At 66.9% G+C, this 24,219-nt stretch carries 25 protein-coding genes and 1 pseudogene; 9 read left to right on the forward strand and 17 right to left on the reverse strand.

Translation table 11 applies throughout. From position 1 onward, the window contains the following. Positions 1–37: 37 nt before the first annotated feature. The 6 genes from AC3IPM_RS17515 to AC3IPM_RS17540 form a co-directional block, all read right to left on the reverse strand. On the reverse strand, positions 38–487 hold the full coding sequence (locus AC3IPM_RS17515) for an SRPBCC family protein (RefSeq protein WP_489301521.1): 450 nt from the start codon (positions 485–487) through the stop codon (positions 38–40). 63 nt (positions 488–550) lie between these two features. Further along, positions 551–928 carry a putative quinol monooxygenase gene (locus AC3IPM_RS17520; RefSeq protein WP_489301522.1) on the reverse strand — a complete coding sequence of 126 codons (378 nt, stop codon included), beginning with the start codon at positions 926–928 and terminating at the stop codon, positions 551–553. Positions 929–976: 48 nt separating this feature from the next. Continuing rightward, positions 977–1,705, reverse strand: a complete 729-nt coding sequence (locus AC3IPM_RS17525) for a carboxymuconolactone decarboxylase family protein (RefSeq protein WP_489301523.1) — start codon at positions 1,703–1,705, stop codon at positions 977–979. Between the two features lie 40 nt (positions 1,706–1,745). Beyond that, a complete protein-coding gene (locus AC3IPM_RS17530; RefSeq protein ID WP_489301524.1) occupies positions 1,746–2,246 on the reverse strand; it encodes a (R)-mandelonitrile lyase in 501 nt (166 codons plus the stop codon). Positions 2,247–2,367: 121 nt separating this feature from the next. After that, positions 2,368–3,558: an MFS transporter gene (locus AC3IPM_RS17535; protein ID WP_489301525.1), complete on the reverse strand. Its 1,191-nt coding sequence runs from the start codon at positions 3,556–3,558 to the stop codon at positions 2,368–2,370. Continuing rightward, the gene (locus tag AC3IPM_RS17540) at positions 3,555–4,613 is read right to left on the reverse strand and encodes an alpha/beta hydrolase (protein WP_489301526.1); all 1,059 of its coding nucleotides are present in this window, start codon (positions 4,611–4,613) and stop codon (positions 3,555–3,557) included. Before AC3IPM_RS17540 ends, AC3IPM_RS17535 begins: the two co-directional genes overlap by 4 nt. Positions 4,614–4,757: 144 nt before the next feature. On the opposite strand from AC3IPM_RS17540, the gene AC3IPM_RS17545 reads away from it, so the two are divergent. Then, entirely contained in the window at positions 4,758–5,678 is a 921-nt protein-coding gene (locus AC3IPM_RS17545) for a LysR family transcriptional regulator (RefSeq protein ID WP_489301527.1), read from the forward strand. Positions 5,679–5,709: 31 nt separating this feature from the next. On the opposite strand, the gene AC3IPM_RS17550 is transcribed toward AC3IPM_RS17545, so the two are convergent. Both AC3IPM_RS17550 and AC3IPM_RS17555 read right to left on the reverse strand, forming a co-directional pair. Then, positions 5,710–6,978 (reverse strand): hypothetical protein, encoded by a 1,269-nt coding sequence (locus AC3IPM_RS17550; protein WP_489301528.1) that lies wholly within the window; start codon positions 6,976–6,978, stop codon positions 5,710–5,712. 116 nt (positions 6,979–7,094) lie between these two features. Further along, positions 7,095–7,208: pseudogene (locus AC3IPM_RS17555) on the reverse strand (IS5/IS1182 family transposase); the annotation flags it as partial. 186 nt (positions 7,209–7,394) lie between these two features. Here AC3IPM_RS17555 and aroQ point away from each other — a divergent pair. The 4 genes from aroQ to accC are packed head-to-tail and all read left to right on the forward strand — an operon-like array spanning position 7,395 to position 10,187. Then, complete coding sequence (aroQ, locus tag AC3IPM_RS17560; protein WP_489301529.1) at positions 7,395–7,844, forward strand: type II 3-dehydroquinate dehydratase; 450 nt, start codon at positions 7,395–7,397, stop codon at positions 7,842–7,844. After that, positions 7,844–8,266 carry a lysozyme inhibitor LprI family protein gene (locus AC3IPM_RS17565; protein WP_489301530.1) on the forward strand — a complete coding sequence of 141 codons (423 nt, stop codon included), beginning with the start codon at positions 7,844–7,846 and terminating at the stop codon, positions 8,264–8,266. The genes aroQ and AC3IPM_RS17565 overlap by 1 nt, the downstream gene beginning before the upstream one ends. Before the next feature lie 54 nt (positions 8,267–8,320). Further along, entirely contained in the window at positions 8,321–8,809 is a 489-nt protein-coding gene (accB, locus tag AC3IPM_RS17570) for an acetyl-CoA carboxylase biotin carboxyl carrier protein (RefSeq protein WP_489301531.1), read from the forward strand. Between the two features lie 10 nt (positions 8,810–8,819). Then, positions 8,820–10,187 carry an acetyl-CoA carboxylase biotin carboxylase subunit gene (gene accC / locus AC3IPM_RS17575; protein WP_489301532.1) on the forward strand — a complete coding sequence of 456 codons (1,368 nt, stop codon included), beginning with the start codon at positions 8,820–8,822 and terminating at the stop codon, positions 10,185–10,187. Between the two features lie 202 nt (positions 10,188–10,389). Here accC and AC3IPM_RS17580 read toward each other — a convergent pair whose 3' ends face one another. Continuing rightward, positions 10,390–10,761: a hypothetical protein gene (locus AC3IPM_RS17580; RefSeq protein ID WP_489301533.1), complete on the reverse strand. Its 372-nt coding sequence runs from the start codon at positions 10,759–10,761 to the stop codon at positions 10,390–10,392. Beyond that, a complete protein-coding gene (locus AC3IPM_RS17585; protein ID WP_489301534.1) occupies positions 10,758–11,717 on the reverse strand; it encodes a hypothetical protein in 960 nt (319 codons plus the stop codon). Before AC3IPM_RS17585 ends, AC3IPM_RS17580 begins: the two co-directional genes overlap by 4 nt. Before the next feature lie 184 nt (positions 11,718–11,901). On the opposite strand from AC3IPM_RS17585, the gene prmA reads away from it, so the two are divergent. The 3 genes from prmA (at position 11,902) to fis (ending at position 14,056) form a co-directional block, all read left to right on the forward strand. Further along, positions 11,902–12,822, forward strand: coding sequence for a 50S ribosomal protein L11 methyltransferase (gene prmA / locus AC3IPM_RS17590; protein WP_489301535.1), 921 nt, complete (start codon positions 11,902–11,904; stop codon positions 12,820–12,822). Between the two features lie 30 nt (positions 12,823–12,852). Then, positions 12,853–13,668: a DUF3426 domain-containing protein gene (locus AC3IPM_RS17595; protein ID WP_489301536.1), complete on the forward strand. Its 816-nt coding sequence runs from the start codon at positions 12,853–12,855 to the stop codon at positions 13,666–13,668. Positions 13,669–13,780: 112 nt separating this feature from the next. Further along, positions 13,781–14,056, forward strand: a complete 276-nt coding sequence (gene fis, locus AC3IPM_RS17600; RefSeq protein ID WP_489301537.1) for a DNA-binding transcriptional regulator Fis — start codon at positions 13,781–13,783, stop codon at positions 14,054–14,056. A 2-nt stretch (positions 14,057–14,058) separates the two neighbouring features. Here the strand turns inward: fis and AC3IPM_RS17605 are convergent, their stop codons facing one another. The 7 genes from AC3IPM_RS17605 to AC3IPM_RS17635 form a co-directional block, all read right to left on the reverse strand. Further along, the gene (locus AC3IPM_RS17605; RefSeq protein WP_489301538.1) at positions 14,059–15,042 is read right to left on the reverse strand and encodes a phosphatidate cytidylyltransferase; all 984 of its coding nucleotides are present in this window, start codon (positions 15,040–15,042) and stop codon (positions 14,059–14,061) included. Beyond that, positions 15,039–15,674, reverse strand: a complete 636-nt coding sequence (locus tag AC3IPM_RS17610; protein ID WP_489301539.1) for a lysophospholipid acyltransferase family protein — start codon at positions 15,672–15,674, stop codon at positions 15,039–15,041. Before AC3IPM_RS17610 ends, AC3IPM_RS17605 begins: the two co-directional genes overlap by 4 nt. Then, positions 15,664–16,098 (reverse strand): hypothetical protein, encoded by a 435-nt coding sequence (locus AC3IPM_RS17615; RefSeq protein WP_489301540.1) that lies wholly within the window; start codon positions 16,096–16,098, stop codon positions 15,664–15,666. The genes AC3IPM_RS17610 and AC3IPM_RS17615 overlap by 11 nt, the downstream gene beginning before the upstream one ends. Next, positions 16,095–17,426 carry a phosphatase PAP2/dual specificity phosphatase family protein gene (locus AC3IPM_RS17620; RefSeq protein ID WP_489301541.1) on the reverse strand — a complete coding sequence of 444 codons (1,332 nt, stop codon included), beginning with the start codon at positions 17,424–17,426 and terminating at the stop codon, positions 16,095–16,097. The genes AC3IPM_RS17615 and AC3IPM_RS17620 overlap by 4 nt, the downstream gene beginning before the upstream one ends. Then, positions 17,419–19,176, reverse strand: a complete 1,758-nt coding sequence (locus tag AC3IPM_RS17625) for a bifunctional alpha/beta hydrolase/class I SAM-dependent methyltransferase (RefSeq protein ID WP_489301542.1) — start codon at positions 19,174–19,176, stop codon at positions 17,419–17,421. The genes AC3IPM_RS17620 and AC3IPM_RS17625 overlap by 8 nt, the downstream gene beginning before the upstream one ends. A 37-nt stretch (positions 19,177–19,213) precedes the next feature. Then, positions 19,214–19,819 (reverse strand): CDP-alcohol phosphatidyltransferase family protein, encoded by a 606-nt coding sequence (locus tag AC3IPM_RS17630; protein ID WP_489301543.1) that lies wholly within the window; start codon positions 19,817–19,819, stop codon positions 19,214–19,216. Between the two features lie 76 nt (positions 19,820–19,895). Further along, on the reverse strand, positions 19,896–22,430 hold the full coding sequence (locus AC3IPM_RS17635) for a tetratricopeptide repeat protein (protein WP_489301544.1): 2,535 nt from the start codon (positions 22,428–22,430) through the stop codon (positions 19,896–19,898). 191 nt (positions 22,431–22,621) lie between these two features. Between AC3IPM_RS17635 and purH the strand changes: the two genes are divergently transcribed. Then, complete coding sequence (gene purH / locus AC3IPM_RS17640; protein WP_489301545.1) at positions 22,622–24,205, forward strand: bifunctional phosphoribosylaminoimidazolecarboxamide formyltransferase/IMP cyclohydrolase; 1,584 nt, start codon at positions 22,622–22,624, stop codon at positions 24,203–24,205. The last annotated feature ends 14 nt before the right edge of the window (positions 24,206–24,219 follow it).

Genomic DNA, 24,219 nt, shown 5'->3' on the forward strand with positions numbered 1-24,219 from the left:
CCAGGCCGGGTCCCACACTGAATCGGCCCGCTGCGTTTTAACCCTGCAGGCTGGTATCGAGGGGGAAGGCCCCGGCGCGTTCCTCGGCATAGGCTTTCAGCGAACGCAGGGTTCGAGGAAGCCCCTCCCGAACCTGCCTGGCAACCCCTGGGCCGAACAGAAAGGCAAGGCCACCCGTGAACCACACGCGGTGAACCACTTCGGCGCCGCCACTTACGGCGGATACCGTGTGCTCGAAGTGCATGCGGAACAGAGGAATATGGCCCTCTACCGTGAATGACCGACCCACTGAGCGCTCTGTCACAACCATCGCAACGCCCATTCCCTTTTGGGGGACTATCCGCCCCTTGGTTCCAACGGCGAACGGCCCATTGAGTTGGGCTGCCTTGGTGTCCGGGTCCCAAAGATGCCATCGGTCAACCTCGCTCCAGATCTGGTCGATGACCGTGGGCGGGACTGCGATGACGATGCGTTCTTCGATTCGCATAAGCAGAGGATCCCTGGCCGTATTCATATGGCAGCAATCATACAAGCGGATAGCCGATGACCCCTACTTGATCTTCAGCTCCGGCAAGAGCGGATCGACGTCAACCAGTTCAAGCGACTTGACCATGTGCAGCGTTTCGCTTTTGTACTTGAGGAAGTGTGGGCTCCTGACGTGCTGCTCGTAGGCCTCACGGCTTTGGTAGATCTCAAGAATGGTCAGCCGCGTGGGGTTCTCCTTCTCAAAGACCGCGTACAACGACAGGACCCCCGGCTCAACCTGCATGGAGGTACGAACCTCTTCAGCCAAAGCGTCCCGATACGCGGCCAGATGTTCGGGATCAACCGTGATCTTTGAAAGCCTGGTCATCTGTACGGATGCCGCATGTGCACCGAACGACAGCACCGACAGGCCGATGAGAACGCCAAGAATGGCTTTGGTCATTTCCTACTCCGATATGTGTTGATTCTGCGGAGAGCGTCCGCAAGCACATTACTTGGCGCGCGAGGAATCCCTCTGACGCCCAAGCGCAGCACGCACCCGTTCTGCGGCGTCCGCGCCAACGCGCGCTTCGAGAACATCAGCAACGGCGCCTAGTTCATCGGCATCCAATCCGATGTTCATGCTGATGCCGATATGCGACTGCAGCTGGGATTCCACCCCCGTCATCGCTGCCAGCATGCTCACAGTAGCCAGTTCGCGGCTTTGCCAATCCAGGTTGTCACGCTCGAAAATATCGCCAAACAAATGGGTGCGCAGGTATTCGTTGGCCTGCGGCGCGAAGTCGAACAGCGGGCCTGAGACGGGCGCGCCCGCCAGCCGGGTCTGGTTGGCCGTACCCGCCGCCAATAGCGCCTCCCCTTTGGGAACAGGCTTTGCAGGCTCGCGCCCGGCATCATCCTGGATACCGCGCTGCCTGCGCGCATCCACAACGCTCATCAACGCGCCCAACGCATTGAGACTTCGCGGAAATCCCGCGTAGGCGTAAACCTGCAGCAGAATCTCACGCGCCTCGGCCACGGTCATACCTGCGTCCAGGGCGTCGTCCAACGCGGGCTTCAAGCGGTCGATGTTGCCCGCTGCCGCCCATGCGCTGATCGGAATGATGGCCTGCTGGTTGGCATTCAAGGCGGAGGCCTTCGCCTGATTGGATTCGATGTTCATGGTGTTTCCCTCGTGTGCGTACACTATCTGGCCCAGCAGGCTGGCAAGCAGCACCATGCCGAACCGCCAGGTAAGGCGGCTGCACCGCCAATGTCGATCATTGCCCGTTGTACTGCGCATCGGTCACCTTCTCCATCCAGTTCACGTTCTCGCCGTCCCGGGTTCCGGTCACGGCAAGGTGCGTCATGGCGACGTCATGGGCGGCACCATGCCAGTGCTTCACGCCGGGCGGACACATCACCACATCGCCCGGCCGCACGATCTGGATCGGCTTTCCCCATTCCTGCACAAGCCCAACGCCGGCCGTTACCAGCAGCCGTTGGCCGGCCGGATGGGTATGCCACGCCGAACGTGCGCCGGGCTCAAAGGTAACCAGCCCGCCAGAGGCGTTGATACCCGGATCGGCGGACCAGACCGGGTCGATGCGTACGCGGCCGGTGAAGTACTCGTCCGGCCCGCGCATCGCGGGAACATCGCCGGCGCGGATGATCTGCTGCCCGGATCGGGCAGCTCCCGCTTCCGGTGCGCTACCAGAAGCATCCGCTGCGGACAGGCAGGCAGCAATGCCAAATGCCACGGATCGACTCAACATGTTCATGGTCCTCCTGAGGGATGGATGATGCGCTGGAGACAGAGAATCGCCGCGGCAACTTCGCGATGAAGCCGCATGCGTGATGCTGTCTTCCAGGGTGGCGAGCAACGTCTGAGGCGAATTTTCATCAGGCCGTCGCACCCACGACGGGCGCGCGTTCCGCCGCCGTCAGGTAGGCGAGCAACGCCCCCAACAGCAACAGGCCGGCACTGGCGAGAAACGTACTGGCGAAGCCGAAGCTGTCGAACAGCAGGCCGCCCAAGGTGGAACCCAAGGCGATCGAACACTGCACCACCGCGACCATCAGCCCGCCGCCCGCTTCGGCGTTGTCGGTGAAGGTCCGCGCCAGCCAGCTCCACCACCCCACCGGCGCGGCAGTGGCGAGCAGGCCCCACACGGACAGCAGCGCGGCCGTCGGCCAGAGCTGCGGGCCCAACGGCACCAGCACCACGGCGATGACCGCCATCACTGCTGGAATCCCCACCAGGGTGCGGTACAAGCCGCGTTTGAGCGCCGCCCCGATGGCCACCGTGCCGATGAAACCGCTCACGCCAATTGCGAGCAGCACCAGAGGTACGGCCGTGGCACCCGCGCCGGTGATCCGTTCCAGGAAAGGCCGCACGTAGGTGAACAAGGCAAACTGCCCCATGAAGAATGCACCGCACGCGGCCATGCCCAGCACCACGGCGCGCCGCGTGAGCAGTGCCGCGATGCCATCGCCCCTTCGTGCGCGCTCCACCGCCATGACCGGCAGGCTTATCCATTGCCATACGAATGCAACGGCGGCCACCGGCAGCAGGCACATGAACGCCCCACGCCAGCCGATCACGCCGCCAAGGTAGCTGCCGAGCGGGGCGGCGATCACCGTGGCAAGTGCGTTGCCGCCATTGAAGATCGCCATTGCCTTTGGCACCTGCGCTGCAGGCACCAGACGCATGGCGGTGGCGGCCGACATCGACCAGAAGCCACCGATCACCACGCCGATCAACGCACGGCCCGCCATGTAGACGGGGTAGCTCGGCGCCACGGCCACCAGCACGCCGGACACGGCCATCAAGGCCGTCAGCGCCAGCAGCAGCGTTTTGCGGTTGATGCCGGCCGCCCATCGCGAGATCGACAGGCTCGTCAGCACCGCGAACGCGCCCGATATGGCGATGCCATACCCGGCCAGGCCTTCGCTAACCTGCAGCTCCGCGGCCATCGGCGTAAGCAGGCTGACCGGCATGAACTCCGACGCGATCAACGCAAAGACGCATAGCGTCATCGCAAGCACGCCGCTCCAGTTGGCCTGGCCTTCAACGGTGTCGGAAGGGTTCATTGCCTGGCCAGGCCCTGCTGGAAGAACCGCGTCAATTCGGCAAAGGGAATCAGGTCGGTACGGTCGTACAGATCCACGTGGCCAGCGCCTTTCACCCAGTACAACGCCTTCGGCTGGCCGGCCTTGCGGTAGGCATCCTCACTGAACTCGCGCGAATGCGCCTGGTCTCCGGTGATGAACAGCATCGGCCGGGGGGAGATGGTGTCGATATCGTTGAACGGGTAGAAGTTGATGAACTTCACCAGGCTGCTGAAAAGCGGCTGTGTCGTCAGTTCGGCCTTCTCGCCTTCTGGCGTGTAGGCGCCGCGCGCCGTGCGGTAGAAGTCGAAGAACTCACGCTGCACGGCTGGCGTATCGGCTTGCAGCCGGTTCACGGTGCCAGGCACGTAGGTGGGAGCGGCACCATTGAACTCGGCGAAACGCTGGCTGGTGGCTGCCGCGATCAGCGCGTTGCGCTGGTCCAGCGACTGCGCGTTGTTGAGCCCCTGCCGCACCACCGCCCCCATGTCATACATGCTGACCGTGGCGATGGCCCGGATGCGCGGATCGATCTTGGCCGCACTGATGACAAAGCTGCCACTGCCGCAGATGCCCAGGCCGCCAATCTGCCCGGCATTCACGAAGGGCTGTGCACTCAGGTAGTCCACGGCCGCACTGATGTCGTCCGAATAGATTTCAGGCGCGACCAGGTGACGCGGCGCGCCCGCGCTTTCACCCCAGAAGGAAAGGTCCACGGCCAGCGTGACAAAGCCCTGCTCGGCCAGCTTCTGCGCGTACAGCTGCGCGCTCTGCTCCTTCACTGCCCCCATCGGGTGGCCAACGACAATCGCCGGCGCGCGGCTGCCATGCCCCAGGCCCGGCGGGCGGTACAGCGTGCCCACCACGTTCATCTGGTATTGATTGCGGAAGCGCACGCGCTCGCCCGACACGGTGGCGCTTTTGTAGAAATTGTCCGCGCCGGCGGGCCGGGCTTGCACCGGCGCGTCAGCAGCCTGTGCGGAGAGCGGAACAAGGCAGCTGGCGACCAGGGCCAGCAACAGCGTGGTGGGTTTCATGCGCGGAAAACCTCGGCGGGGGATGCAGGTGAGCACCATAGGTCCCGCCCGCCACCGTGATAATCCGGCTGACGGTTGATGCATTACTGAGCTGAGCTCACAATTGCCTGCACGGGGTCTCCCTCTCCCAGCGTGGTATCGCCCATGAACGCCGTGAAGACCAACGACCTGCAAGCCTTCCTCGTGGTGGCACAGGAGCAGAGCTTCACCAAGGCAGCGGTGCGCCTGGGGGTGACACCCTCTGCGTTGAGCCATTCGATGCGGCTGCTGGAAGAACGGCTGGGCATCCGCCTGTTGGCGCGCACCACGCGCAACGTTTCCCCCACCGAAGCGGGTGAGCGCCTGATGCGCTCCATCGCCCCGCACTTTGACGCCATCGGTGCCAGCATCGAAGCGCTGGGCGACCTGCGCGACCGCCCGGCCGGCACGCTGCGGATCTCCTGCACGGATGATTCCATCGAAACCATCATCCGCCCGCGCCTTGCCGGCTTCCTGGCCGCATATCCCGACATCACGCTGGAGCTGTACGTGGACTACGGCTTCACCAACGTGGTGGAACAACGCTTCGACGCCGGCATCCGGCTGGGCGAAGCGCTCAGCAAGGACATGATCGCGGTCAGGGTCGGACCGGACTGGCGCCTGGTCGTGGTGGGATCACCGGGCTATTTCAAGAAGCATCCCAAACCGAAGACGCCCGCCGACATCACCCAGCACCGCTGCGTGAACATCCGGCATCGCCCGAACGGCGCGATCTATGCGTGGGAGTTCGAGGAAAAAGGCAAGGAATTTACCGTCCGCGGCGACGGGCCACTGGTGTTCAACAGCATGACCCACGTCATCAACGCCGCACTGGATGGACTGGGGCTGACCTACGCGCCCGAGCCGCTGGTGGCCGACCACATCGCCGAGGGACGGCTGGTGGCCGTGCTGGACAAATGGTGCGTGCCCTTCCCCGGCTATCACTTGTACTACCCCAACCGCAGGCAGCCCTCGCCGGCGTTTTCAGCGTTGGTGGCATGGCTGCGATCGCCCGTAGCGGCGGGCTCGGTAACGAGCTCGATGTGATGTTCGCGCCCATGCTGAAAGCGGACACCCGCTAGGGGGCGTCAGGCGCCCCCAGCTTGGTGGACGGAGACAGTTCCGGCGCCACAACGGCGAGGTCGTAGCCGCGGATGAGCTCGCGCCATTCAGGCGTCATGGCTTCCATATCCTTGCTGCGCAAACGGCGCAGATCCACCAGAATCCAGTCGCCCGGTGCGGTGCCCGAGGGGCGGGCCAACATCACATCCTTGCGCCAGTCGCTGTCCTCGCCCGTGGTCGCATCGAAGGCGTACACCTTCATCGGGCGACCGACCCCGTTGTATCCGGCGCCCGTGCCTCTCGCGCCGACAACGATCAGGTTCAGGGAATGCACGCCCTGCCCGTCGGCAAGTTCAGCGACGAAGTTGCCCACGTCGCGCTGGCCGAGTGGGTTGTAGCCCTTGTAGAGATGAAAGGCGCCGAACTTCATCAGCACGCGCGCCTGCGGCACCTCCGCGAAATGGGCCGCGAGCGTCCGTTTCATCAGCCGCGCCCTGCGCCCGTTCGCATCGCCACGACCAGACTGCGAGGCCTGATAGATCGCGCGTGTTTCGCGCAAGGCGGCGAACAGCGCCTTTGCCCGCTCGCCGCCGTCCTGGTCGATGGCTTTCCCCGCCGGATCCAGCGCTGCATCGGTGGCCTTCAACAGGAAAAAGTCCATGGGTGAACCCGAAGCGAGCGCGGCCTGCACCGCCGTCCGCTCCTGTTTGGCCAAGGCCTCGATCTGGGCACGGGCGAGCGGCCCGGGGCCGGACGCCAGCATCTGGTCGAACAGATAGCCGCTTGCCCCCAGGAACTCCTGATCCAGCCCCCACAACGTGAAGTCCGGCCCGGCGACAGCGGCGCAATCGGCCACCGTCTGGCCTTCGGCGCGGCTGTTGAGGAACGCCATGGCGTCGGGATAGGCGGTCAGGAAGTCGGTAATCTGCTGTTCCCGGTCCGGCGCTCTCATCCGTGCGTTGACTGCGCCAGCAGCCTCCGGCCCGGTCTCGACGACCATGGCGGTCAGGCCACCGGGCGCCATCAACCGACAGACGTTCGTGGTGAAGGCGGGGATCTCGCGCGAGAAATGGCTCTCGCCGATGAGGACGTAGCGGCTGGCGTCCACCGCGTCCGACAGGATGGCGGCGCCGGGACCGGAGAAGCCATCCGGCCGGACGGTCAGCACCGACCCTGCCTGCGCCAGGCGCTCGGCAAAGGTGAGAGGTACAACGGTCTCCGCGTAAGCGGAAGCGGCGCACAGGCATGCGAGCGACAGTGCCGCTCCAATCGACTTCAGACGCATATTGCTTATCCCCCTGGATGAATCGGCTTTACGGATATTCCCGAAACACCGCGAGTTGAATCGCGGTCGCAGCTCCCCCCGCTGCTTGGAATCCGTTCAACGCCTTCTGGACAGTGGGCCAGGAAAGGCACGTGAACGAACTGCGGGCCAGTGTAGAGCAGACGCTCGCCGCTTTTCCGCAGCCTTCGGTTCTTCTCCAACCACGCAAAACTACATCCGCCAATCCAGCGCCCCGAAGCAGCCGGCCACCACCTATGCTGAGCCGCACACGGACCCGTTTCACGCGCCCGCCCCGCACCAGCGCAAGCGATCCACCCAAAATTCAAACGCTCGCTTTAAACACACCTAACTTCGCCGAACTGGACACGATCACCCGGTTCCGCCAGACTGCCGCCCTTTCCTGTCGTTCGGCACCCATGGCGAAACTGCTGGTCCTGCATGGCCCCAACCTCAACCTGCTCGGCACCCGCGAGCCGGGCGTGTATGGGCGCACCACGCTGGCGCAGATCGACCTGGCCCTGCTGGCCCAGGCACAGGCTGCAGGCCACGCGCTGGACCACCTGCAGTCCAACGCCGAGCACGTGCTGGTGGACCGGGTCCAGGCCGCGCGCGAGGACGGCACCGCCTTCATCCTGATCAACCCGGCGGCGTTCACCCACACTTCGGTGGCCCTGCGCGATGCGCTGGCCGCGGTGGACGTGCCGTTCATCGAGATCCACCTGTCCAACCCGCATACGCGCGAGCCGTTCCGTCAGCACAGCTATTTCAGCGACAAGGCCGTGGGCGTGATCTGCGGTTTCGGCGCGGACAGCTACCGCTATGCGATGGATGCGGCCCTGACCCGGTTGGCGGCCCTCCCCGCGTGATGACCCTGCCGCGCGTCCTGGCCAGCGTCGTGCTGTGGGGCTGCCTGTGTGGCGCTGCCATGGCGGCTGACCGCAGCGCCGAAGGCATCGACTGCCAGCACCCGTCGGGCACGATGGAGAGCGACCTGTGCGCCTCCGACGTGGCCGCCGAAGCCGACACCGAACTCAACACCGTGTACGCGCAGGTGCGTGCCGAACTGCGTACCCAGGCCGCCGAGGGCGCGTGCACCCATTGCACCGATGCCGAAAAGCAGCTGGTGCAGGCCCAGCGCGCCTGGATCCAGATGCGCGACCACGACTGCGACGCCGTGTATGCCTTCAACGCCGATGGCACCTCGCGCAATGGCGCGCAGATGCACTGCCTCACCACGCTGGCGCGCGACCGTACACGGCAGCTGCGCGACTTCTACGAATTGCTTTGACCCGAGCGCAACGCGCTTCCCACCACACTGACACCACGAGCTAAAGAGGCCCCTATGGATCTCCGCAAAATCAAGAAGCTGATCGACCTGCTGGAAGAGTCGAACCTCGCCGAAATCGAAATCAAGGAAGGCGAAGAGTCCGTGCGTCTGTCGCGCGCCCCGGTTTCGGGCTACGGCATGATGCAGGCCGCGCCGCAGATGATGATGGCCCCGGCACCGGTCCAGGCCGCTGCCCCGGCGATGCCGATGCAGTCGCCGACCGAAGCCTCCACCGGCGGCACCGCCAAGCCGGGCAATGCCCTGCCCGACGGCCACGTGCTGCGCGCACCGATGGTCGGCACCTTCTACGCGTCGGCCTCGCCGGACAAGCCGGCCTTCGTGTCGGTGGGCCAGCAGGTCAAGGCCGGCGAAACGCTGGCGATCATCGAAGCGATGAAGATGTTCAACCCGATCGAAGCCGATGTCTCCGGCACCATCGTCGCCGTACTGGGCGAAAACGGCCAGCCGGTCGAATTCGACCAGCCGCTGTTCGTGATCGGCTAAGGATCCGTCCATGCTCGACAAAGTCGTTATTGCCAACCGAGGGGAGATCGCACTGCGCATCCTGCGCGCGTGCCACACCCTGGGCATCCGCACGGTCGCCGTGCATTCCACGGTCGACCGCAACCTCAAGCACGTGGCCATGGCCGACGAGTCGGTCTGCATCGGTCCGGCACCGTCCTCGGAGAGCTACCTCAACATCCCGGCCCTGATCGCCGCGGCGGAAGTCACCGACGCCCAGGCCATCCATCCGGGCTACGGCTTCCTGTCGGAGAACGCCGACTTCGCCGAACGCGTCGAAGAATCCGGCTTCATCTTCATCGGCCCCAAGGCCGACACCATCCGCCTGATGGGCGACAAGGTGGAAGCGATCCGCGCGATGAAGGCTGCCGGCGTGCCGTGCGTGCCCGGCTCGGGCGGCCCGCTGACCGATGACATCGTGGCCAACACCAAGATCGCCCGTGAGATCGGCTACCCGGTCATCATCAAGGCATCCGGTGGTGGTGGCGGTCGCGGCATGCGCGTAGTGCATGCCGAGGCGGCACTGAAGACGGCCATCGAGACCACCAAGTCCGAAGCCAAGGCGGCCTTCAGCAACGACCAGGTGTACATGGAGAAGTTCCTGGAGAATCCGCGCCACGTGGAAATCCAGGTGCTCGCCGACGGCCAGGGCAATGCCATCCACCTGGGCGAACGCGACTGCTCGATGCAGCGCCGCCACCAGAAGGTGGTGGAAGAAGCACCGGCCCCGGGCATCACCGAAGAGATGCGCGAGCAGATCGGCAAGGTGTGCGTGGAAGCCTGCATCCGCATCGGCTACCGCGGCGCGGGGACGTTCGAGTTCCTGTTCGAAGATGGCCACTTCTACTTCATCGAAATGAACACCCGCGTGCAGGTGGAGCATCCGGTGACGGAGATGGTGACCGGCATCGACCTGGTCTGCGAGCAGCTGCGCATCGCCGCAGGCCAGAAGCTGACCATCAAGCAGAGCGACGTGGTGCTGACCGGCCACGCGATCGAGTGCCGCATCAACGCCGAAGATGCTGAAACCTTCGTGCCGAGCCCGGGCCAGATCACCGCCTTCCATCCGCCCGGTGGCCCCGGTGTGCGCGTGGACACCCACATCTACAGTGGCTACCGCGTGCCGCCGAACTACGACTCGATGATCGGCAAGCTGATCGTGCATGGCCCGGACCGCGAAACCGCGATCGCACGCATGCGTGTGGCGCTGAGCGAGATGGTGGTGGATGGCATCAAGACCAACGTCGCGCTGCAGCAGCGGATCATGCGTGACAAGGGCTTCCAGGCCGGTGGGCAGAACATCCACTACCTGGAAAAGCGCCTGGCCGAACGCAAGAACAAGTCGATCGCGCTGACCTGATCGACGGCACCACGCGTTACAGCAGAAAGGCGGGGATTTCCCCGCCTTTTCTGTTTCTACCGGAGGCCGTCCTGCACCGAGGCATTCCCACCCCGGGCGCGCATCGCAGCGGCGAAGTCCGAGTGCTGGGTGCCGGTGGCATCCAGCCCCGGCAGCACCACCAGCCGCAGCGGGCGCGAGGGATCAGCGCCCGCGGCCGGCATCAGGGCCGGGTGTCGGCCGCGGTGACCTGGGAGTTCTTGACCGGTGCCACGCCCGAGGACGAGGTCGGATCGACGATCACCATGGTCTCGGTGGAACCGTCGGGCCAGACCACCTGGAAGGTACTGCCGGCCGGCAGCGAGGCGAACGGCATGCCGCTCTGCGCGCGATACACCGCCGCCACCTGGCTGGCCCCGGCACGCCTCACGTCTTCCTGGGTCTTCACCGAGGTCAACTGCACCTTGGACAGCTTGCGATAGCGGTCATCGTAGGTATCGATCATCACCAGCCCCACCGCACCGGCGGAGTAAGCCACGAACAGCGCCACCCAGAACCAGAACTTGGCGCCATGCAGGAATCGACGGTAGTTCATCGCCCCTTCCTCCGCTTGATCAGTTGTTCTACCAGCGTCTTCATTTTCCCCGCACCTTGCCGCGATACCGCAGCGTCATACACAAAAGTCGAAAAGTCCTGCCCGCCATCCGTCGAACAGATCCCGGCATTCGCACAGAAATTATTCATCAGCACACTGTCCGGCCCGCAGGCCATGCCCAGCTCGCAGGCCGCCAGACGCCAGGCCAGTTCACTGAACTGGTCGCCGGCCACCATGCCCTCCAGCGCGCGGTCACCGCTGGCGCGCACGCCCATGCCGGTGGACAGCGCCATGTAGGCTTCCGGGTCACGCGAATCCATTACCCGCTCGACCAGGCCACGTCGATACGCATCGGTGGTCTGCAGCGGCTCGCCCTCGGCGAACAGCGACGCCTCGGCAGCCAGGTTGCCGGCCTTGGCGGCCTGGCGGCGCTGGGCGAGGATCAACTGGCGGCCGAGCTGGTCGCTGCTCACAAAGCCCACGCAGCGCCGTGCCACGCGTTCGCGCGCCTGCACCATCGGCGCCGAGGCGGTCATGCCCAGCCCGGACAGCACGTTGTTGTCCAGCTGGTAGCCACCGGGGTCCATCGCATAGATGGCGCAGTAGTCGTATACGCGGCTGACCATCCAGCCGGCCTCGGCGTTGCCGTTGGCGGCCTGCAGCTGCAGACGCTGCGCATACGCGAACAGATCGGTATCGCCTTCGATATCGGCCCGGATGTCCAGCGGCAGCCCCGAGGCGATCGCACTGCCGCGCTCCCGGGCCAGCAGCTGGCGGGCCAGGCGCTGGGCTTCCACCGGCATCACCGGCGTGCTGCCCAGCGGCACCTCTTCAGCCACGGCCTGGGCGGACTCGGCGTGCAGCGCCCGGCCACCCGCGCGATAGCCCACCACCCCAAGCAATGCCAGGGCCGGGACAACCAGCAGCCAGGTTTTGAGGGTGGGCACGAGCGCCATGCGCGGGACCGGAAGTTGCCCTTGCGGGCAGCGGAATGCCAAGTCTAGCAAGCACCTGCGCCCCTGTCTGAACCTGCCGTTCGGCCGATTCTCACGGCCATGTGAGACACCGTCATGACCGCGACCCGGCAGTGACCGCCCGCAATGGTCTAGCATTCACGTTTTTCCGCAGGTCCCCATCGCCATGCCGTTCCTGGAACTCACCCTTCACTGCACCGAAACCACCCAGCCCCGCTACGAGAACGCGCTGGACGATGTCGGCGCGCTGGCGGTGACCCTGCTCGATGCCGATGCCGACACCAGCAACGAGCGCGCCATCCTGGAGCCGGGCGTGGGCGAGACCCCGCTGTGGAACGACCTGGTGCTCACCGCCCTGTTCGCCGCCGAAACCAATGCGCTGGCCCTGCTGGCCGCGCTGGAAGCATTCGACCCCGGCCTGGACTGGTCCAACGCCAGCTTCCGTGCGGTCCAGGATGAAGACTGGGAACGCGCCTGGCTGGACCAGTTCCAGCCGATGGCCTTCGGTGAGCGCACCTGGATCGTGCCGTGGAACCATGAACTGCCCGAGGCGGCCCAGGCCGCCGACGCCGCCGTGGTCCGGCTCGACCCGGGCCTGGCGTTCGGCTCGGGCACCCACCCCACCACCGCGCTGTGCCTGCGCTGGCTGGACGGGCTGGCCGGTGAAGGCCTGCTCGATGGCCAGACCGTGCTCGACTTCGGCTGCGGCTCGGGCATCCTCGCGCTGGCCGCGCTGAGGCTCGGTGCGCAGCGCGCGGTGGGCGTGGACAACGACCCGCAGGCCGTGATCGCCACCGGCGACAACGCCGAACGCAACGGCCTGCAGGACCGCATCCAGGTGTATCTGCCCGCCGACGAACCGCAGGCCACCTACCCGGTGGTCGTCGCCAACATCCTGGCCTCGGCCCTGGACGCGCTGGCCGACGTGCTGGCCGCGCGCGTGGCTGCAGGCGGCCGCATCGCGCTGTCGGGCATCCTGCACGGGCAGGAAGGCGAACTGGTGGAACGCTATGCCGCCTGGTTCGATACGCTGGAGGTGGCCCAGGACGGCGACTGGATGCGCATCACCGGCATCCGCCGTGCTTGAATAGGGCGACCTCCGCCCGGCCCTGCCTTGATGACCGAGCCCACGCCACCACGCCGTCCGCTGGCCACGTTCCTGCGCGCGTCCAGCGAGGACGCGCCACGCCCTGCGCCGGACGCCACACCGGCGCCGGAAGTGCACACCGTGCCCGTGCCGGATCCGGTGGTTGCCGAACGTCCTGCAGCGCCCGCGATCACTGAGCCGCTGGCAGGGTCCGAGCTGCACGATACCGATACCGATACCGATACCGATACCGATACCGAGCCCAGCGTGGCGCAGGTATCGGAAAACGATGCCGTCGATGCCGCAGCCAGTGCGGCATTCGATTCACCCACCGTGAGCGCGGCGCCCAGCTTCCTGCGCCTGCCCGGCGCGCGCCTGCGCACGCCGCGTTGGCAATGGGGCCTGGTGAGTGGGCTGGTGGTGGTGCTGCTGTTGCAGATCGCCGTGGCCGACCGCGCGCGGCTGGCCGCCGATGCCGGCAGCCGCCCCTGGATCGCCGGCCTGTGCAGCGTCCTGCGCTGCACGCTGCCGGCCTGGCAGGAGCCAGCAGCCATCAGCATGATCAGCCGCGATGTGCGTCCCGTGCCGGGCCAGCCCGGCGCGCTGCAGGTGCAGGCCAGCTTCCGCAACGATGCGCGCTGGGCGCAAGGCTGGCCATCGCTGCGGCTGTCCTTGTCCGACGCCGATGGCCGCGTGATCGGCAGCAGCGTGTTCGCGCCCCGCGACTACCTGGACGCCGCGACTACCGCGCAATCCGTACTGGAACCGGGTCAAAGCGCACAGATCGCGTTCCGCGTCCGTGAGCCTGCCGCCGCCACTGTCGCATTCACCTTCGAATTCCTGTAACCGTCTTTCCCGCCACCGAGCGTGGCGGGCCGGGCACGCACGCGCTAGACTGGCCCTCAACATTTTTCCGCCAGGGGCTGAAGTCCGCCCCGGCATCGCACCGGGAATCTCCTTGAACGCTGTCCTTTCTCGTCCTGACACCAGTCGTGGCGCGCCCAAGCCACCGCTGCGCGAACACGTGGCCCAATCGGTCAGGCGCTACCTGCGGGACCTGGATGGATGCGACGCCGACGATGTCTACGAAATCGTCCTGCGTGAAATGGAGATCCCGTTGTTCGTGGAGGTGCTCAACCACTGCGAAGGCAACCAGAGCCGTGCCGCGGCAATGCTGGGCATCCACCGCGCCACGCTGCGCAAGAAGCTCAAGGAATACGGCATCACCACCTGAGATCAACCGCTCCAGAAATAACGCACCAGGTGGAAGAACACCGGCGCGGCGAAACACACCGAATCCAAGCGATCGAGCATGCCGCCATGGCCCTCGATCATGTGGCCCCAATCCTTGATGCCGCGATCACGCTTGATCGCCGACATCACCAGGCCACCCCAGAATCCCATCAGGTTCACCGCCAGCGACATCCCGAACGCCTGCCACGGCGTGAACGGCGTCAGCCAGCACAGGGCCGCACCCAGCGCACTGGCCGACAGCACCCCGCCAATGAAGCCTTCCACGGTCTTGGACGGCGACAGCTTCGGCGCGATCAGGCGCTTGCCGATCAATTTGCCCCAGATGTACTGCAGCACGTCCGAGGACTGCACCACGATCACCAGGAAGGCGAACAGCAGCAGGTTGCGCGCCGGATCCACCCCGGCCAGCTTCAGGTTCAGCAATGCCGGCACGTGCGAGATGCAGAACACGCAGATCATCAGCCCCCACTGCACCTTGGACGTACGCTCCAGGTAATCGGTGGTGTCGCCGCCGATGGTGGCCAGGATCGGCAGGAACAGGAACGCATAGACCGGGATCAACAGCGTGTACATGCCGTACCAGTCGGTCCACACCAGCCAGTACTGCCAGGGCAGCACCACGTAGAACGCCACCAGCAGCGCGTAGTAGTCACCGGCGCGGGTGGGGGTCAGCGTGATGAACTCGCGCAGTGCGAACAGCGACACCAGCGCGAACAGCACCACCACCCCGGTGCGGCCGAAGAAGAACGCCAGCGCCACCACCGCCGCCATCACCCACCACGCGCGGATCCGCGACACCAGGTTGGCCAGCACGCTGCTGGGCGCATGTCGCGCGCGCCAGCGCAGCGTCTCGGCGATCACCGTGGCCACCAGCAGCACCGCTACGATGCCGGCGAACAGCAGGCGTGTCTGCGCGTGCGTGGACAGCTGGTCGAGATCCGTGGACAACATCGAGAACAGCGTCATGCGGTGTGGCTCCGGCGCGGCTGCGGGTCCAGCGCCAGCAGCGCCATCCGCGCCCGTTCCAGGAAGCGGTCCTTGTCCTCGTCGGCCTTCAACCGCAGCGGCTCACCGAAGGTGGTGGTGCACAGCAGCGGCAACGGCAACCAGCGCCCCTTGGGCATCACCCGCTTGAGGTTGTCGATCCACACCGGCACGAACTCCAGTTCCGGGCGTTGCCGGGCCAGATGGTAGATGCCGCTCTTGAACGGCAGCACCCCTTCTTCCGGGTTGCGGGTACCTTCCGGGAACAGGATCAGCGAATTGCCCTCATCCACGGCCTGGCACAGGCAGGCGATGGGATCGTGTTCGCGCTTGGCCGGATCCCGCTCGATCAGCACGCCGTTGAACACCGCGTGGATCAGATACCGGCGCAGGCCATCACGCTGCCAGTAGTCCGCTGCCGCCACCGGCCGCACCTGGCGGCGTAGCGCATTGGGCAGCGCCGACCAGATCAGCACGAAGTCGCCATGGCTGGCGTGGTTGCCGTAGTAGACCCGATGGTCGCTGGATGGCGCGCAGCCCTGCCACAGGGCACGTGCACCGGTGAGGGTGCGGATGGCACCACTGCAGCTGCGAGCGATCAGCTCAGCAAACATCGGACAAGCTCCCGTAGAGGGCAACCAGCAGCGCAACCGTCTGCAGTATCAGGCACAGCAGCTGTCCGCGTAGCAGCCGGCGCATGCCCTGCCAGCGTACCGGCCATGCACGCGTCTGCGCCGCGGGTGCGCGCAGGCCCAGCGCCTGCAGCGCGTCATCAAGCGGGACCAGCGCGGCATCCGGGTCGCTGTAGCTGCTGGCCAGGGCTTCGAGCAACGCGCGGTCAAAGCCCAGGCGCGCGGCGAAATACGCCTGCGCCGCCGCGGCCAGCAATGACACCGCCACCGCACCCAGCGCCAGTGATGAAACGCCCAGGCACAGCAGCAGCAACGCGACCGCCGCCAGCAACCACGACACCGCCGCGGGAATGCGCGCCTGCTGCAGCAACGCGGCCATCACCCGCAGCGGCAGCACGCCACTCATGCGCTGACCTGCGGTGCGCCGGAAATCGTATTGGCGTGCACGGCCTGTGCGATCGCCTGTCGATGGCGGTCGTGCAGCACGATCCACGGGCAATCCAGCGCCAGCAGTGCGATCGCCTTGTCGGCCGAGTCGGCATGGCCACTGCGGCACAGCCACACCGCCAGTGCCGCGGCACTGCGCGAGTAACCCAGCGCGCAGCACACCAGCACCTCACCGCGGCGTTTGCCGTGGGCGATCGCTTCGGCCGCGCGTTGCAGCGCTTCCGGGCTGGGCGTGGCCAGGTCCAGCATCGGCACGTGCCGGTAGTGGCGTGCCTGCGCCAGGAAGGGCAGTTCGGCGCACACGTCCACCACGGTCGGTGGCAGCGCCTTGGCACTGGCATCGGGCATGCGTCCCAACCACACCCCATCGATCACCAGCTGGGGCTGCGGCGCGCGCCGCGTCCACCAGCGCGAGTTCGCCCACGCGGCCAGCAGGTAGGGCGCCAGCAACCAGCTGGCGGCCACGCTCAAGCGGCCGGTCTCCTGCTTCTGGAACACCGCCGTACCCAACCCGGCATAGGCCAGTGCGACCAGCAGCAGTGACAGCGCCGGCCAGCCCAGCCACAGCGCCCAACCACCGAAGGTCAGCGCCAGCGAGGCGCACAGCACACTGCCCAGCGCATACAGCGCCGCCAAGCGCCAGCGTGCGCCCTCGCGCGCGGTGCGCCATTGGCGCAACGGTGAAGCGTCGTGTGCCGGCCACAGCCACACACACAACCAGCCCACCGCCACGCCGGTGGGTACGTCGATGAAGTGATGCTGCCAGGTGGTCAGCACCGAAAGCCCGATCAGCGCGAACCACACATGCAGCGCGATGCGCCACAGGCCGTGCAGGTGCTGCTGGAAGCGCACCCACAGCACCACCAGCAGCACGATGTGCAGCGATGGGGCCTGGTTGAACGGTTTGTCGAACCCCAGCAATACGTCGAACAACCAGCCGAACACGCCGCCGGTCTCCGGGCGCTCCAGGCTGAAGCGCAGCGGCCACAGCAGGAAGCACGCCACCGACAGCACCTGCGCGGTCAGCAGCCGGCGCGCATGCATGTCCAGCTCGGCACGGCGACTGCAGACGAAGAACGAGGCCACGTAGAACAGGTCGATCGACCAGTACGGCACGATGGTCCAGGCCTGAAACGGAATCTTCGCTTCCCAGCCGAACACGATCGACGGCACGAACGGCAACCGCCCGGCCATCGCATTGGCGAAGCCGTAGCTGAGGAAGAAGAACGGCCCCAGCAGCGCCAGCCACAGCAGCGCCCGCCGCCATGGCCGCCCGACCTCAGTCATGGCCCACCCGGCGCGCCAGCGACACGGTGAAGATGCCGAAGCGGTCGATCCGCTGGGCGACCTTCTCGAATCCGGCCAGACGCACCAGCTCGTCCATCTCCTGCTGGGTGCGGCGCCGCATCACCCACGCCGCGCCCTCGCGATGACTGGTCAACGCACGCGCGATGAACTCCAGCTGCGGGTGCCACGGCTGCCCGGTATAGACCAGATAGCCACCTTCGCGCATTGCCGCGGCGATGCCCTCCAGCGAGCGCGACACGGCATCGTTGTCGGCGAACAATTCGTACAGCCCCGACACGATCGACAACGTCGGCGCCTCCGGCAGCGCGGCCAAGCCCTCGCGGTCGAACGCATCGCCCTGCTCGAAGCGGGCGATGTCCTGGGCACCGAACTCGGCGATCAGCTTGCGTCCGTCGATGACATTGCGTTCGCTGAAATCGCGCAACAGCATCGACTCGGCGCGCTGCTCGCCCTGCGCCAGTGCATCCAGTGCGTAGCGGCCATGCCCGGCGGCCACATCCAGCACCCGCACCGGCCGGCCTTCGCCGTGCAGGTGCAGCGCGGCCAGCTGCAGCAGTTCACGCACATGCGCACGCCGCACGCGGATGCCGCGCCAACCGATCGCATCGAGGTAGTTGCGGTCCACCATGCGACCCAACGGGCCGCGACCGCGCGCCTGGTCGCGGTAGATGTAGTCCAGCGTACTGCCGGAATCGAAGCCGGTTTCCAGCCCCAGCGCGATGCCTTCGGACAGCGTTCCGCCGAAGCGCAGCCCGGCGCGGGTGAAGCGCCAGTACAGGTCCTGCGCGCTGTTGCGCGGTGGCGGCCAGGCCAGGATCTCGGCCTCATCGAAAGTCGGCCCGTGCCGGTGCGCCTGGCGCAGGCTGGGGCGCACCAGCGGCGCGGCGAAGCGTTCGCTGACGAAACGACGGATCGCCGCGATCGCCGGGGCGCGGTCACGCTCGCCCAGGGTGTCGTGGAAGAATCCAGGCAGCAGGTGGCGTTCCTTGATCGGCGAGGACAGCCGCTCGTAGAAGCGGTCCTGCGGCGCGCGGTGCACCACGAAGTCCGCGCCCGACACCAGCAGCTGGGTCGGCACGGTGATCGCCTGCGCATCGCCGACCACGCGCTCAGCCGCCTCGTACAGGCCCAGCAGCACACGCACCGAAATCGGCCGGGTGATCAACGGATCGGTGCGGTAGCTTTCCACCCGTTCCGGGTCATGGGTAAGCCATTGCGGTTTGACGTAGCTGTTGACGAAGAAGTTGCCGCGCAGCTTCTGCATCAGCTTCAAGCCCGGTACCGCCAGCGGCACGTACAGCTTCACCTTGAACGCCGGCGACGCCAGCACCAGGGCGCGCAGCGGCGGTGCGTAATCGTGCACCCAGCTCGCAGCGACCACCGCGCCAACGCTCTGGGCAATGATCACGATGTCCTGCACGGCGATGCCATGCTGCTGGCCGATATGCGCGATGAAACTGTCCAGGTCGCGCACCAGCGCTTCAAAGCCCGGGGCATCGCCACGCTCGCCCGGTGACTGGCCGTTGCCACGCGCATCCCAGGCAAATACCGCGGTGTCGGGCAGGTCCAGCTCATCGACCAGGTGCGCAACGCGACCGGAATGCTCATGGCCGCGGTGCAGCAGCACCAGCGCGCGCGGCGGCGTTGCGGGGGTGGCGGTGGGCCAATGACGGTAGAACAGCGGCTGGCCGTCAAAGCTGTGGAACTGCAGATGTTCCTGTTCGCGCATGCATCACTCCGTTGTGCATCCGACGGGGCGGGCCAGGTCAGCCAGCCTCCGCCAATCCTTGTCGCACGCGCCGGCAGGCGGTCAGCGCACACAGCACTGCCGCGCCCCACGCGATCCAGCCCACCGCCGCGCCGTCGATCCAGCCCAGCGCCAGCAGTACACCTACCAGCCCCACCACGAACGCGCGGTCGCTCTTGCCCATTGGCCCGTCATAGCGCCGGCTGGCCCCGACCATCACCCCCAGGACGCCAGCGTACTCGCAAACCGCCGCCATCCACGTCAGTACCCACAGCGCCGTGGCCGGAACGCCCGGCAGGCTGAGCAGGCTCAGGTACAGCGCGGCATCGGCGACGATGTCGCACAGTTCATTGAGATAAGCCCCCAGCCGCGACTGCTGGCCGAACTCGCGCGCCAGCATCCCGTCCACGGCGTTGAGCGCCATGCGCAGCAGCATCCACACCGGCAACGCCAGATACCACAGCGGCTGCGCCGGTCCCCATGCGTACACCGCAGCGGCCACCGCCAGCGACACCACGGCGGCGCTTACGGTCACCGTGTTGGCGGTGATGCCCATTCGATACAGACCGCGTACGCCCGGGCGCAGCAGATCCTGGAAACGCCCCTTCAATGCATAGATCGACATACCGCAACGTTCTCCTGACCCGTTCCACAGTATCGGTGCCTGCCACGGCAGGGAATTGCCTCGTTGCCGCGTCCGCTCATCGTGCCGCCATCAGTTGCCGCCACAGCTGCACGAAGCGCGGTGAATACCAATAGCCTTCGTTGCGCATCAATTGGGTAGGCAGATCATCGGCCAGCCGGTAGCGGCCGTCGAAGCGCTGGCCGAACTGCTGCTTCAGGCGGGTCAGGTGCGCGGGGTCGCTGTCGAGCATGGCGCAGGCCAGCAGGCCCAGCCAACCGTCCACGTCGTCCGGCTCGCGGGTAAAGGCCTGTTCGAACAGGCGCTTTGCATCCTGCGGGCGGCCCAGGTCCAGCAGCATGAATCCGTAGTTGCGTTGCGCGTCGAGGTTGTCCGGCTGCGCCTGCAGCAGCTGTTGCATGCGCAGGGCAGCCTCGCCGGTGCGGCCCAGGTGGAACAGGACGTAGCCGGCGTGTTCCAGCAGGTCCGGGTCAGGCTGCGCCTGCGCCGGCTGCGCGCGTTGCAGGGCGTCCAGGCGTACCCACGCCGCCTCGAAATCGGGCGTGACCGACGCCGGGTCGCCGGCCGACAAGGCCATCGCGGCACGGTTGAACCACGGGCGGTAATCCTCGGGCGCTTCGTCGATGGCGGCCTGCAGCGCGGCACGTGCGCCGGCAGCATCGCCACTGTCGGTGAGCGCGCTGGCCAGGTTGAGATGGATGCTCATGCGCTGCTCGCGCTGCCCGTCGGCGTCCAGGTCCGGCGCCGACGGCAGTGTCAGCGCGGTGCGGTATTCCTGCACGGCCTTGCGCGGCTGCTTGAGCTGCTGCAGGTACAGGTTGCCCAGGTTGAAGTGCGCATCCAGGCGCTTGGGCTGCAGCCGCATCGCCGCGCGGTAGGCATCCACCGCCAGGGCATGCTGGCCGCTGTCACCCAGTGCACTGCCCTGGTTGAGGCGCAGGCCATAGTTGTCCGGGAAGCGTGCCACGCCGTTGCCGGCCACTACCGCCGCCTCGCGGGTATCGCCCAGCTGCAGCAGCATGGCGGCGTAGTTGATGAAAGCATCCGGCGACACATTGCCGGGCAGCGTCACCAGTTGGGCGTAGTAGCGCCGCGCCTTGTCGGTCTGCCCGGTGCGGCTGTAGTGGTAGGCCAGGCGCTGCTGGATGTCCAGGTTGCCCGGCTCCAGCTGTGCGGCCCGCAGCAGGTCCTTCTCGGCCGCGCCATCATCGCCGAGTTCATGCAGCACATTGGCGCGGTTGAGCAGGCCGATGGTCTTGAGCGGGGCACGCTGGATGTAGTCGTTGAACGTGTCCAGCGCGCGCTGGTGCTGCCCCAGCCTGGCCTGCGCCACGCCCAGGTTGAGCCAGGCGGTATCCAGGCCGGGATCCAGCCGTACCGCCTGCGCGAACAGGTCCGCCGCGGCCTGCCACTGTCCTGTCCGGCTCTGCGCCTGGCCCTGGTTGAACAGCAGCTGCGCCTGGTTTTCGGCCGGCAGCGCAACGGCCTGCGCGGCCACGGCCGCACGATCGCCCTTGCCCCCCTTGCCCAGCAGCGACAGCCGGTTGGTCAGCGCCCGCGGGTTGCCCGGCTCCTTGGCCAGCGCCCGGTCGTAGGCGGCCAGCGCCTCGCGGGTGTGGCCCAGCCGCTCCTGGACCACGCCGATGTTGAGCCAGGTATCGGCATCGTCCTTGCCCAGCGCCAGGGCCGCGTTGAAGTCCTGCAGCGCGCCGGCCGCATCGCCCATGTCCAGCCGGGTCACACCACGGTTGTAGGGATACAGCGGTTCGGACGGCGCCAGCCGCATGGCCTGGCCATCATCGGCCAGCGACTGGCTGGACCGGCCCAGCGCGTGCTGGGCCAGTGCGCGGTTGCCGTAGTAGCCGGCCACCTGCGGCGATTGCGCGATAGCCTGGTCCAGCAGCTCCAGCGCGCGCCGTGGCTGGCCCAGGTGGTGATACGCCTGCGCGGCGTGGAAGAGGATGTCGGCCTGCTGCCCGGTGCCTTCCGGGTCATCGCGGTAAGCCTGCTCGTAGGCGGCGAACACCGCCAGCATGCGCGGGTTGTCGTGCTGCTGGTTGAGCAGGAACAGGTAATTGCGGAACAGGCTGCTGGCGTGGCCACCGGCCTGGAGTGCCGCCGCGTAGTCGGCGAGCGCGCCGGCGGTGTCGCCGGCCTTGGCCTTGGCGGTGCCCTGCAGCTGCAGGCTTTCCGCGTCGGTCGGGTCGGCCCGCAGCGCCTGCGCGGCGGCGGCCAGTACCCCGGCGTTGTCGTCGGTCGCCGCGGCGATGTAGGCCTTCAGGCGATACAGGCGGGCCTGCTGCGGGTCCAGGACGATGGCCTGGTCGATCAGCCGCCTGGCCCCGGGCCAGTCCTGCGCCTCGTAGGCCGCGTTGGCCAGCTGCTCCAGATCCTCGCTGCTCGCTCCGTCAGCATCGGCGGGTGCATCGGCGTCCGAGGCGTCCCGCGCCGACGCCGCTGCCGTCGCCACGTCCTCCACCCCCACCGGCACATCGGCCACGCTGGCGGCCTCCTGCGCCTGCGCGGCGCCCATCAGGCTGGCCCACGCCGCAATGCCGGCAAGCAGCACCCCCTTCCCTGTTGCTGTCGACACGATCTGGACCTGCAAATCCCTGGCAGATCGCGCAGCCTACCCTATCGCCCTGCGCTTCCGGCTGGCGCTGGCACGTCCCGCACGGCTGTGCCGGATGCGGCCGGCGGCGTGGATATCGGCCGGCGGCGCCCGCCACCGGCCCCCACGGCCTACAATATCGGCCCCGCTCCGCTGCCGATTGCCCTGTCCCCATGACTGCTGATCTGTTGCCCGTTCGCCGGGCCCTCCTGTCTGTTTCCGACAAAACCGGTCTGATCGACCTGGCCCGTGCCCTGGCCGCCCGCAACGTGGAGCTGCTGTCCACCGGCGGCACCGCCAAGGCGATCCGCGAGGCCGGCCTGGCGGTCAAGGACGTGGCCGATGTCACCGGCTTCCCGGAAATGATGGACGGCCGGGTCAAGACCCTGCACCCGCTGGTCCACGGTGGCCTGCTCGGCCGTGCGGGCCTGGACGAGGCGGTGATGGCCGAACACGGCATCGGCGCGATCGACCTGCTGGTGCTGAACCTGTACCCGTTTGAGGCGGTCACGGCCAAGGCCGACTGCGCGCTGGAAGACGCCGTGGAGAACATCGACATCGGCGGCCCCGCCATGCTGCGCTCGGCGGCCAAGAATTTCGCCCGTGTCGCCGTGGCCACCGATCCGTCGCAGTACGCCGAACTGCTCGCCGAGCTGGACGCCAACGATGGTCAGCTGTCCGCGGCCAAGCGTTTCGCCTTCTCGGTGGCCGCCTTCAACCGTGTGGCCCAGTACGACGCGGCGATCAGCAACTACCTCTCGGCGGTCACCGCCACCGATGCGGCCGTACCGGCGCGGAGTGAATTCCCCGCGCAGATGAATGCCAGCTTCGTCAAAGTGATGGACCTGCGCTACGGCGAAAACCCGCACCAGGCCGGCGCGTTCTACCGCGACCTGCAGCCGGTGCCGGGCACCCTGGCCACCTTCGAGCAGCTGCAGGGCAAGGAGCTGAGCTACAACAACCTGGCCGATGCCGACGCCGCCTGGGAATGCGTGCGCCAGTTCGACGCCCCGGCCTGCGTGATCGTCAAGCACGCCAACCCGTGCGGCGTGGCCGTGGGTGCCGGCAACGGCGATGCCTACGAGCTGGCCTACGCCACCGACCCGACCAGCGCCTTCGGCGGCATCATCGCCTTCAACAAGCCCCTGGACGCCGCCACCGCGCAGGTGATCCTGGACCGCCAGTTCGTCGAAGTGCTGATCGCCCCGGACTACGAACCGGCCGCGCTGGCGTACGCACAGAAGAAAGCCAACGTGCGCGTGCTGCGCATTCCGCATGGCGATGGCCGCAACCAGTACGACACCAAGCGCATCGGTTCGGGCCTGCTGGTGCAGTCCTCGGACAACCGCGGCATGACCCGCGAAGAACTCAAGGTGGTCAGCAAGCTGGTCCCCACCGACAAGCAGTTCAGCGACCTGCTGTTCGCCTGGAACGTGGCCAAGTTCGTGAAGTCCAACGCGATTGTCTATGCCAAGGACAACCGCACCATCGGTGTCGGTGCCGGCCAGATGAGCCGCGTGTACTCGGCCCGTATCGCCGGCATCAAGGCCACCGATGCGAACCTGGTGGTGGAAGGCTCGGTGATGGCCTCCGATGCGTTCTTCCCGTTCCGCGACGGCATCGATGCCGCGGCCGCTGCCGGTATCAAGGCGGTGATCCAGCCGGGCGGTTCGATGCGCGACGCCGAAGTGATCGCCGCCGCCGACGAACACGGTCTGGCGATGGTGTTCACCGGCGTGCGCCACTTCCGCCACTGAGCACGGGAGCGACA

The sequence above is a fragment of the Stenotrophomonas sp. GL_111 genome, assembly GCF_057835245.1.

Coding starts and splice junctions, on each gene's coding strand:
- AC3IPM_RS17515 (WP_489301521.1), bottom strand. CDS start 487: ATGCGAATCGAAGAACGCATCGTCATCGCAGTCCCGCCCACGGTCATC.
- AC3IPM_RS17520 (WP_489301522.1), bottom strand. CDS start 928: ATGACCAAAGCCATTCTTGGCGTTCTCATCGGCCTGTCGGTGCTGTCG.
- AC3IPM_RS17525 (WP_489301523.1), bottom strand. CDS start 1,705: ATGGTGCTGCTTGCCAGCCTGCTGGGCCAGATAGTGTACGCACACGAG.
- AC3IPM_RS17530 (WP_489301524.1), bottom strand. CDS start 2,246: ATGAACATGTTGAGTCGATCCGTGGCATTTGGCATTGCTGCCTGCCTG.
- AC3IPM_RS17535 (WP_489301525.1), bottom strand. CDS start 3,558: ATGAACCCTTCCGACACCGTTGAAGGCCAGGCCAACTGGAGCGGCGTG.
- AC3IPM_RS17540 (WP_489301526.1), bottom strand. CDS start 4,613: ATGAAACCCACCACGCTGTTGCTGGCCCTGGTCGCCAGCTGCCTTGTT.
- AC3IPM_RS17545 (WP_489301527.1), top strand. CDS start 4,758: ATGAACGCCGTGAAGACCAACGACCTGCAAGCCTTCCTCGTGGTGGCA.
- AC3IPM_RS17550 (WP_489301528.1), bottom strand. CDS start 6,978: ATGCGTCTGAAGTCGATTGGAGCGGCACTGTCGCTCGCATGCCTGTGC.
- aroQ (WP_489301529.1), top strand. CDS start 7,395: ATGGCGAAACTGCTGGTCCTGCATGGCCCCAACCTCAACCTGCTCGGC.
- AC3IPM_RS17565 (WP_489301530.1), top strand. CDS start 7,844: ATGACCCTGCCGCGCGTCCTGGCCAGCGTCGTGCTGTGGGGCTGCCTG.
- accB (WP_489301531.1), top strand. CDS start 8,321: ATGGATCTCCGCAAAATCAAGAAGCTGATCGACCTGCTGGAAGAGTCG.
- accC (WP_489301532.1), top strand. CDS start 8,820: ATGCTCGACAAAGTCGTTATTGCCAACCGAGGGGAGATCGCACTGCGC.
- AC3IPM_RS17580 (WP_489301533.1), bottom strand. CDS start 10,761: ATGAACTACCGTCGATTCCTGCATGGCGCCAAGTTCTGGTTCTGGGTG.
- AC3IPM_RS17585 (WP_489301534.1), bottom strand. CDS start 11,717: ATGGCGCTCGTGCCCACCCTCAAAACCTGGCTGCTGGTTGTCCCGGCC.
- prmA (WP_489301535.1), top strand. CDS start 11,902: ATGCCGTTCCTGGAACTCACCCTTCACTGCACCGAAACCACCCAGCCC.
- AC3IPM_RS17595 (WP_489301536.1), top strand. CDS start 12,853: ATGACCGAGCCCACGCCACCACGCCGTCCGCTGGCCACGTTCCTGCGC.
- AC3IPM_RS17605 (WP_489301538.1), bottom strand. CDS start 15,042: ATGACGCTGTTCTCGATGTTGTCCACGGATCTCGACCAGCTGTCCACG.
- AC3IPM_RS17610 (WP_489301539.1), bottom strand. CDS start 15,674: ATGTTTGCTGAGCTGATCGCTCGCAGCTGCAGTGGTGCCATCCGCACC.
- AC3IPM_RS17615 (WP_489301540.1), bottom strand. CDS start 16,098: ATGAGTGGCGTGCTGCCGCTGCGGGTGATGGCCGCGTTGCTGCAGCAG.
- AC3IPM_RS17620 (WP_489301541.1), bottom strand. CDS start 17,426: ATGACTGAGGTCGGGCGGCCATGGCGGCGGGCGCTGCTGTGGCTGGCG.
- AC3IPM_RS17625 (WP_489301542.1), bottom strand. CDS start 19,176: ATGCGCGAACAGGAACATCTGCAGTTCCACAGCTTTGACGGCCAGCCG.
- AC3IPM_RS17630 (WP_489301543.1), bottom strand. CDS start 19,819: ATGTCGATCTATGCATTGAAGGGGCGTTTCCAGGATCTGCTGCGCCCG.
- purH (WP_489301545.1), top strand. CDS start 22,622: ATGACTGCTGATCTGTTGCCCGTTCGCCGGGCCCTCCTGTCTGTTTCC.